Genomic DNA, 8947 nt, shown 5'->3' on the forward strand with positions numbered 1-8947 from the left:
GTGTATTTCCGTGTCGGTACGGATCCCGACATCAACACGGTCAACGTTCAGAACCGCCTGAGCCTCGCGGAACCGCAGATACCGTCCGACGTGCGCCAGCAAGGCCTGACCGTCCGCAAGCAATCGCCCGCCCTGTTGCAGATGATTGCGCTCTATTCGCCGAACGGTGAACGCGATTCCCTGTTCCTTTCGAATTTCGGCATCATCAACGTGCTCGACTCGCTCGCGCGCATCGAGGGCGTCGGCCAGGCGCTTCTGTATGGCGCGCAGAACTACAGCATGCGGATCTGGTTTCAGACGGACACGCTGACGAGTTTGAATTTGGCGCCGAGCGACGTCATCAAAGCCATCCAGAACCAGAACGTTCAGGCGGCGGTCGGCCGGATCGGCGCGCCGCCGATGCCACCCGAGCAGCAATTGCAATTGACCCTGCAAACGCTCGGCCGCTTGAGCACGCCGGAGGAATTCGAAAACATCATCATCCGGTCCAACCCCGACGGCTCAGTGGTCCGGGTGAGGGACGTCGCGCGGGTCGAACTCGGTGCTCAGTCGAGCGATACGACGGGTCGTTTCAACGGCGGAGCCGACGCCAATATCGGCATCTTCCAGTCCCCCGGTTCCAACGCTCTCGCCACGGCGGAGCGGATCCGCAAGACGATGAATGAGCTCAAGGAGCGCTTTCCGTCCGGCGTCGACTACAAGATTACGTACGATACCACCGTCTTCGTGAACGACACGGTGCACGAGGTCATCAAGACGCTCGCCGAGGCCTTCGTTCTCGTCGTCATCGTCGTCTTCCTGTTCCTCGGCAACATCCGGGCCACGCTCATTCCGATGATCGCCGTTCCGGTTTCACTGATCGGTACGTTCGCGGTCCTCTTTGCCGTTGGTTTTTCGGCCAACACGATTTCGCTCCTCGCGATGATCCTCGCTATCGGCATTGTCGTGGACGACGCGATCGTCGTCGTCGAGAACGTCGAGCGTGTCCTCGAGGAGACAGATCTGCCCGTCAAGGAGGCGGTCAAACTCGCGATGACCGAGATCACGGCGCCGATCATCGCCATTACGCTCGTTCTCCTGTCTGTGTTCGTTCCAGTCGGCTTCATCCCGGGCATCACGGGACAGCTGTACAAGCAATTCGCCGTCACGGTTTCGGTGGCGATGCTGCTCTCGGCGATCAACGCGCTCACGCTAAGTCCGGCACTATGCGCCATCCTGATGAAGCGGAGCCACGGCTCGCGCGGCATCATGGGACGGATATCGAAGGGGATCGACAAGATCCGCGACGGATATGGGAACATCGTGGCCCGTCTCGTGCGACGAGCGATCCTCGGCGTGGTGTTCGTCGGGCTCGCCGCGTTTCTCGCCTATTACTTCACGAAGGTGACGCCCACCGGCTTTCTGCCCGAGGAAGATCAAGGGGCCTTCTTCGTGGAGGTGAGATTGCCCGAGGGTGCGACGGTCGGTCGGACCACGCTCGCGACCGAACAGGTCGAGCAATTGATCCTGAAGATGCCCGGCGTCAACGACGTGACGACGGTGCTCGGCTACAGCATGCTGAACGGGCTCGCTTCGTCCAACAGCGCCTTCATGATCGTGACATTGAAGCCATATGCGGATCGTACCGATCCGTCGCTCCATGTCGACGCCCTCTTGCAGCGTGTGCGGGTCGAAACTGTTGGATTGCGGGAGGCGCTCGTCATCCCGTTCAACTTGCCGGCGATCATCGGCCTGAGCACGACGGGTGGTTTCGAGTATCAGCTCGAAGATCTCCAAGGACGCTCACCGCAGGAACTTGCGGCCAYGATGCGCGGATTGATCGCTGTGGCGAACCAGCAACCCGAGCTCGCGAATGTCTTCAGCACATTCAACACCGATACGCCGCAGATCTACCTGGACATCGATCGCGAGAAGGCCCAGACGCTCGGCATTCTTCCGACAGACATTTTCCTTGCGCTGCAAGCCTCGCTCGGCGGCTACTACGTCAACGACTTCAACCTGTTCGGACGGACTTGGCAGGTGGTCATCCAGGCGGATGCCGACGATCGCAACGATGTCGAGGACATCTATCGGATCAACGTCCGCAACAGTTCGGGCCAGATGGTGCCATTGCGCGCTCTGGCGGAGGCGAGCCTCCGACTTGGACCCTCGATGATCATGCGCTTCAACAACTACCGCGCCGTGACCATCAACGGCTCGCCGGCGCCGGGACATTCATCGGGCGAGGCGATCGCGGCGATGGAACGGATTTCGAAATCGACCCTGCCGGCCGGCTATTCCTTCGAATGGTCCGGGAGCGCGGCGCAAGAGAAGGAGGCCGCGGGACAGACCGGCTTCATCCTCGCGCTCGCCGTCTTGTTCGCCTATCTATTCCTCGTCGGCCTCTACGAGAGCTTCTCCATACCGATCAGCGTCCTGTTGTCCGTTACCGTGGGCCTTGCGGGTGCGATGTTCTTCCTCTGGGTTCTGGGGCGCGCCAATGACGTCTACGCGCAGATCGGCATCGTCGTTCTGATCGCGCTCGCCGCGAAGAACGGCATCTTGATCGTCGAATTCGCAAAGGAGCAAAGGGAGAAAGGCGTCCCCATCCTCGAAGCGGCGACGACGGGCGCACGGCTGCGGTTCCGCGCCGTCATGATGACGAGTTTTGCCTTTATCCTCGGCGTGCTCCCGCTCGTGACAGCGCAAGGGGCGGCGGCCCTGAGCCGACGTGGTGTCGGCACCGCGGTCTTCGGCGGCATGATCGCGGCGTCGTTCCTGGGGATCTTCGTTATCCCGACTCTCTATGTGCTCGTGCAGAGGATGCGTGAGACCTTTCGCGGGGCGCCCCAGGAGACGCCGTCACCCCCGGCCACCGCGGCAACCCACGCACCCGAACAGGCGGGTTCGTAGCGCGGGTCGAGGCCTCTACCTCGGCACACTGAGCGGCTTGCGAACGGCTGGCGTACTCGCAGGACGCGGCTTCGTCGGCTTCGTCGCACGGGTGGTGCGTGTGGCGGCAGCCGCAGATGGCGGTGGCGCGACCTGCTCGGCTTGGAACACGCCGGGGGCCTTTGCGGTACAACCGGCAAGCGTCAGAGTCCCCAGAGCCGCGGCAGACAGGATCACAGAAATTCGCATCGTCATCTCTCCTCGTGCAGGAGAGATATGTGCTCGCGCCGAGAAGTCGAGAACGGCTGCGCTTCGTGAAACCAAAATCGCCGTTCCTCAGGCCTCAGGCAGGATCGGCGGCTCGATATCCTGCACCGGCGTTCTGCGCCGGGCCGCACGATGTTCCAACAGCATCAACGCGAGACCGGCGATGCAGATGATCGCAGCGCCGATCAAGGTCGGGAGCCGAACGACATCGCCGAACGCGAGATAGCCGAGCAGGATCGCCCAGATGATCAATGTGTATTGATACGGCGCGACCACCGAGGCCGGCGCCAGCTTGAGGGAACGGTTGACGCAGGCGTGGCCGGCCATGGAGACGATCCCGAGAAGGAACAGGCTCAGGAGCTCGACCCAGCCCGGTTGCACCCAGCTGAAAGGTGCGGTCATCAAGCCGAAGATGATGGCGCCGAGAATCTGCCCGAGCACGAGGGTCGTATCCGGCGTGTCGCGCAACTTGCGCGTGATGACCATCAGGACCGCATAGAACAGGCTGCCGGTCAGCGCGACGATGGCCGGTAATCCGAAACTGTCTCCCGAAGGTCGCAGCGCGACGATGACACCCAGAAAACCGATCAGGATCGCGGCGATCCGCGACCAGTCGAGGCGCTCGCCCAACAGAAAAACAGCGAGGGCCGCCACATAGATGGGGCCGGCGAGATAATACGTCATCGCATCGGCAAGCGGCATATAGGTCACCGCCCAATAGAAGCATGCCACCTCGAGGGTCGAGCAAAAGACGCGCAGAAGGTGGAGCTTGGGGCGAGGGGGGACGCGCAGAGGGATCCCTTGCTTGCGCATGATCGGCCACAGAACGAGCAGCGCGCCAATGCTGCGGATGAGCAGCAATTGGCCGACCGAAAAGGTCGAAACCAGCCATTTCCCCATGACATCGTTGAGAGAGAACAGAAAAATTCCCAGCAACATCAAGGCGATGCCGGTCAACGTACCGGACCGCGCGGGCGAGAGAGTGGAATCAGACGTCGACATGAACAGAACCTGTGAACCCGCTCCGCGAAGAGGTGGAATCGCGAAAGCGGGCTCACTCATGGTTGAAGCGCCGCCGATTTACAAGCGGCCCAAGGGCATGCCTCCTTTGAAATAGCCGAGCTCGGCCTTCAGAAGGTCCGGGCACCCCTGACCGAGAGCAGGATCGCGTAGACCGCGGTCGTCGCGCAGATGAAAAGCCGATTGCCCCTCGGGCCGCCGAACACGACATTGGCGACAATTTCAGGAACGAGGATCTTGCCGATCAGCGTGCCGTCGGGGGCATAGCAATGCACGCCGTCGCCGGCGCTCGTCCACAGATGGCCATGACAATCGAAGCGGAAGCCGTCGAAGAGGCCGTTCGTGCATGTGGAGAAGATTCTCCCGTTCGATAGCCGCCCGGTCGCCGTGACGTCGAAGACGCGGATGTGCCGTGGACCGTCCGGGACGTGGGTGCACCCGCTGTCGGCGACATAGAGTTTCGTTTCGTCCTGCGAGAATGCGATGCCGTTCGGCCTGACGAAATCGTCGGCGACGAGTGTTACCAGCCGCGTATCCGGATCGATCCGATAGACATGGCAGCCGCCAATTTCACTGTCCGCCCTGTGACCCTCGTAGTCGGAATCGATGCCGTAGGCCGGATCGGTGAACCAGATCGACCCGTCCGATCTCACCACCAAATCGTTGGGAGAGTTGAGCCGCTTGCCGTCATAGTGACTAGCGATCACCGTGAGAGAGCCGTCGTGCTCCGTGCGCGTGACGCGGCGAGCGCCGTGTTCGCACGTGACGAGGCGGCCCTGCCTGTCGACGGTGTTGCCGTTCGAATGAGCCGCAGGAGAGCGAARAATTCCAACCTCGCCGGTCGTTTCGTCGTACYGCATCATCCTGTCGTTCGGGATGTCGCTCCACACCAGATACCGGCCGGCGGGAAAATAGGCCGGGCCCTCCGCCCATCGAAAACCCTCGGCTATCTTTTCGAGGCGCGCGGTGCTGTTGACGAGGGGCTTGAATCGCGGGTCGAGAACGACGCCTACATCCCTGATGGTATCAAGGGGAGGACGCACGGTCGTCTAGTGAGCCATCAACACAGGAATGGTGGTGCTCGCGAGGATATGGCTCGTCGCGCCACCGAAGAACATCTGCCGCAAGCGGCTCTGCGTATAAGCTCCCTTGACGAGCAGGTCGCATCCCAGAGCCGTCGCCTCGGCGAGAATGGTGTCGCCGGGCTTGTTCGAGGGATCGGGCGCCGTCATCGCTTCGGCGCTGATGCCATGAAGGCGGAGCGAGCGTGCCAAGTCCGCTCCTCCGGGCCCGGACGAGCCCCAGCCTTCGAGTTCGAGAACGATGACCCGGCGTGCCTTGTGCAGAAGAGGCATCGACGCCGCGACGGCTCGAGCCGTTTCCGTGCTCCGGTTCCAGGCGATCACGGTCGTTTCGCCGATGGCACGGGTCGGTTGCGGCGGCGCGATGARAACGGGTCTCCCAGTTTCGAACAGAGCCGCCTCGACGGTGGAGAGCCGGGTCTGGCCGTCGGAGCCATCAGGACGGCCGAGGACGGTGATATCGAAAATCCGTCCGTAAGCGCCCACATCCGCATCGTCCATCAATCCGTCTTGGCGCCAGCCGAAAGAGAAGCCCGGCGCGGCCTGCGAGGCACGAGGAACCTGTTTCGCCAGCATCAGACCCTCGAAGCGCTCTCGGCAGGCCTTGGCGATGTCCGCACGGCTTTCCGGGGTATACGGCGAGGGCACCCCGATGGCGATGTCCACGGGAAGGACCACCGGGTATTCCGATGTAACGGCCATGCCTTCCATGTAGCTGTCGAACACACGGCCGAGCAGAAGCGCCGTTTCGAGGGCGGGTTCGACGACGCCATGGTCTTCGACGGGGACGAGTATGTTCTTCATATCTCTAATGTTGTCCGCATCCGGCCTTCCGACAAGCCTAGCCTTACGATTCTTTCGTTGGGCTCCACATGTGGGGCGTGATCGTGCTTAGCGGTCTGAAGCCCCGGCGCTCGAGGATCGGCAGACTCATCGGGCTGCAATCGACCGTGAGGAAGGCGCAATCGCGAAGTTTCGCCTCCTCGACGCGCGCCGCGACCAGCGCCGAATAAAGACCCCGGCCGCGCCAGGCTTCCAGTGTCGAGCCCCCGAACAGGCCGCCGAAGGCGTCGCCCCTCCGATGGCGCATCCAGCCGACGCTCAGGAACTCCTCCGCCGAGTGAGCCGCGTAGATCTGGACCGCATCGGAATCGGCCCGCCATTCTTCGGCGATGGTGTCGGCGATCCAGCCGGCAAAGGTGCGGTCCCCGTAGACGGCCTCGTTGACGCGAGAGATGGCATTGCGGATCGATGCCTGATTGTCGAGCTTGTCGACCACGATCCCGACATCGGGTTTGGGCGCTTCGAACGGCTGGGAAAGGTCGAAGATCGTCAATGTTTCCGGCTCGCCTGCTTCGAAACCAGCCTCCTTCAGCCTGTCCGCCAAATCCGCGGGTTCGTCGTGGCTGAAATGTTTCCATTCGAAGCCGTGACCGAGATTACGGAAGAACGCGATCTGGGTTGCGATCGCCGCGTCGGCGTTCTCCTGCGAGAGCTCCGCGTGAAGCACGGCGTTGCTGTCGGCGCCCGGGCCGGGTCCGATCAGGCGGGTGACTTGACCGACGCGTTCGCACGCATATCCAGGCGAGAGCGATCCGGTCCGCATCCGGACGTGGCGATCGTATAGGTCGAGCAATGCGCGATCGGATGTCATGGAAGGATCGGAAGTCAGGGAAGCAGCGGTAGTCAAGGGATTTTGATCTCGCTCTTCTTCCAGGAAACGTCCGGATAGGTCGGATTCATGTCGTCGAGGGTTGCCTTGACGATCGAAGCCACGATCGCGTCACGGACCCACTTCTTGTCGGCGGGAACGACATGCCAGGGCGCCCATGAGCTTGAGCAGCGATCGAGCATGATCTCATAAGCATCCATGAAATCGTCCCACAACTCGCGATCCTTGAGATCRCCCGGATTGAACTTCCAGCGCTTGTCCGGCTCATCGAGCCGCGCCTGAAGGCGTTCCTTCTGCTCATCCTTCGATACGTGGAGCATGAACTTCAAGATGACCGTACCATTCTCGGTCAGCATTTTCTCGAAATCGTTGATCTGGTCATAGCGCTGCTCGATGACGTCCTTCGGCGCGAGCTTATGCACTTTGGCGACGAGCACGTCTTCGTAGTGCGATCGGTTGAAGATGCCGATCATGCCGCGCTTCGGGCATGCCTTGTGCACGCGCCAGAGATAATCGTGGGCGAGATCCTCTTCGCTCGGCGCCTTGAACGCGGTGACATCGACGCCGAGCGGACTTGTTTGGCTGAACACCGCCTTGATCGTGCCGTCCTTCCCGGCCGAGTCGATCCCTTGCAGGATGACGAGGAGTGCGCGCTTGTTCTCGGCGTACAGGCGATCCTGCAGATCGTTGATGCTCAGCGCGAGCGTTTCGGTGAGTTGCTTTGCGGCATCTTTGTCTGGAAAACCATTGGCGTCGTTGGCGTCCTTGTCCCGCAACTTGACATGATCGCCAGGTTTTACGCGAAACTTCTTGATCAGGTCCTTTACATCAGCCATCGGGCATCCTTTCCAGCGCAGAAAGAATAGGGCGGTCTCACTGTCCTGTCGACAAACGGGCCCGGGTCGTATCTCCGTCTTTACGGCTCGACGGCCGAGGAATACCAGGGAGGAACGCACTCGCATCGAAGGTTTCTGCGTATGATCGCGCTCTACTACTATCCGGGAAATGCCAGCCTTCTGCCGCACATGGTATTGCGCGAGGCCGGCGCCACCTTCGATCTCCGCCTCGTCGACCGGGAGAAGCAGGCGCACAAGCACCCGGATTATCTCAAGCTCAATCCCAACGGTCGAATCCCGGCCCTGACCGACGAGGATTTGGTGCTGTACGAGACAGCCGCCATCGTTTTCCATCTCTGCGACAAGTTTCCGGCGGCGGGCCTCGCTCCGCCCCTCGGTTCGCCGGAACGGGCGCATTTCTACAAATGGATGGTCCATCTTTCGAACACTCCGCAGGTCGAGTTCCTCTCTTGGTTCTATCCCCATGAGCACACAGCGGAAGAGGGCGGCATTCCTGGCGTGAAGCAAGCGGCCGGCGAGAGGCTCGAGGCGATGTTCGATCGCATTTCGGAGCAATTGGGCGAGAAGCAATGGCTGTTGGGAGACCATTTCTCCGCTGCCGACCTGTTTCTCTTCATGCTGATCCGCTGGAGTCGGGGGATGCCGCGCCCGGCGCGCAATCTCGCCAATCTCCGGGCTCTCGCCGATCGTGTCGCGGCACGGCCGGCGGTGCGGGAAGCGCTTGACGCCGAGGGGATCAAAGCGCCGTATTTCTGAGGGACCTCAAGCCGGAAGTATACCGCAATGCCGCAATCGACCGCACTCCTCGCCTTTGGCGCCGTCGCGTTGGGGATGGTGCTGACTCCCGGCCCGAATATGATCTACCTCATCTCTCGCTCGATCAGCCAAGGGCGGGGCGCGGGACTGATTTCGTTGGGCGGAGTGGCATTGGGATTCGTGTTCTACATGCTGAGTGCGGCGCTCGGCATCACGGCGCTGGTTCTCGCCATTCCATACGCTTACGACGCCCTTCGGCTGTTCGGGGCTGCCTACCTCGCCTATCTCGCCTGGCAGGCCGTCCGACCCGGCGGACGCTCGCCGTTTCAGGTGAAGGAGCTACCAGCCGACAGTCCACGCAAGCTCTTCGTCATGGGTTTTCTGACGAACCTCCTCAATCCAAAGATCGCGATGCTGTATCT

The 8947-nt window shown here is 61.6% G+C and carries 9 protein-coding genes; 3 read left to right on the plus strand and 6 right to left on the minus strand.

From position 1 onward, the window contains the following. On the plus strand, window positions 1-2892 hold a 2892-nt coding region (locus AC1DT3_RS06460), incomplete at its 5' end, for an efflux RND transporter permease subunit (RefSeq protein WP_477464427.1). 15 nt (window positions 2893-2907) lie between these two features. Here AC1DT3_RS06460 and AC1DT3_RS06465 read toward each other — a convergent pair. The 6 genes from AC1DT3_RS06465 to AC1DT3_RS06490 all read right to left on the minus strand — a co-directional run bounded on the left by AC1DT3_RS06465 (window position 2908) and on the right by AC1DT3_RS06490 (window position 7748). Then, on the minus strand, window positions 2908-3120 hold the full coding sequence (locus AC1DT3_RS06465; protein ID WP_477464428.1) for a hypothetical protein: 213 nt from the start codon (window positions 3118-3120) through the stop codon (window positions 2908-2910). Between the two features lie 87 nt (window positions 3121-3207). Continuing rightward, window positions 3208-4140, minus strand: a complete 933-nt coding sequence (locus AC1DT3_RS06470) for a DMT family transporter (RefSeq protein ID WP_477464429.1) — start codon at window positions 4138-4140, stop codon at window positions 3208-3210. Window positions 4141-4268: 128 nt separating this feature from the next. Next, window positions 4269-5201, minus strand: coding sequence for an SMP-30/gluconolactonase/LRE family protein (locus AC1DT3_RS06475; RefSeq protein WP_477464430.1), 933 nt, complete (start codon window positions 5199-5201; stop codon window positions 4269-4271). A gap of 6 nt (window positions 5202-5207) precedes the next feature. Continuing rightward, entirely contained in the window at window positions 5208-6044 is an 837-nt protein-coding gene (locus AC1DT3_RS06480) for a universal stress protein (protein ID WP_477464431.1), read from the minus strand. Between the two features lie 43 nt (window positions 6045-6087). Beyond that, a complete protein-coding gene (locus tag AC1DT3_RS06485; protein ID WP_477464432.1) occupies window positions 6088-6894 on the minus strand; it encodes a GNAT family N-acetyltransferase in 807 nt (268 codons plus the stop codon). 32 nt (window positions 6895-6926) lie between these two features. Beyond that, window positions 6927-7748, minus strand: a complete 822-nt coding sequence (locus AC1DT3_RS06490; RefSeq protein WP_477464433.1) for a polyphosphate kinase 2 family protein — start codon at window positions 7746-7748, stop codon at window positions 6927-6929. Window positions 7749-7889: 141 nt separating this feature from the next. Between AC1DT3_RS06490 and AC1DT3_RS06495 the strand changes: the two genes are divergently transcribed. Together AC1DT3_RS06495 and AC1DT3_RS06500 are read left to right on the plus strand one after the other, a co-directional pair. Continuing rightward, window positions 7890-8525: a glutathione S-transferase family protein gene (locus AC1DT3_RS06495; protein ID WP_477464434.1), complete on the plus strand. Its 636-nt coding sequence runs from the start codon at window positions 7890-7892 to the stop codon at window positions 8523-8525. A 27-nt stretch (window positions 8526-8552) separates the two neighbouring features. After that, window positions 8553-8947, plus strand: a 395-nt coding sequence (locus AC1DT3_RS06500) for a LysE family translocator (protein WP_477464435.1), incomplete at its 3' end; no start/stop codon positions are given.

Source organism: Microvirga sp. P4_G7 (genome assembly GCF_056401005.1).

Coding starts and splice junctions, on each gene's coding strand:
- AC1DT3_RS06465 (WP_477464428.1), bottom strand. CDS start 3,120: ATGCGAATTTCTGTGATCCTGTCTGCCGCGGCTCTGGGGACTCTGACG.
- AC1DT3_RS06470 (WP_477464429.1), bottom strand. CDS start 4,140: ATGTCGACGTCTGATTCCACTCTCTCGCCCGCGCGGTCCGGTACGTTG.
- AC1DT3_RS06485 (WP_477464432.1), bottom strand. CDS start 6,894: ATGACATCCGATCGCGCATTGCTCGACCTATACGATCGCCACGTCCGG.
- AC1DT3_RS06495 (WP_477464434.1), top strand. CDS start 7,890: ATGATCGCGCTCTACTACTATCCGGGAAATGCCAGCCTTCTGCCGCAC.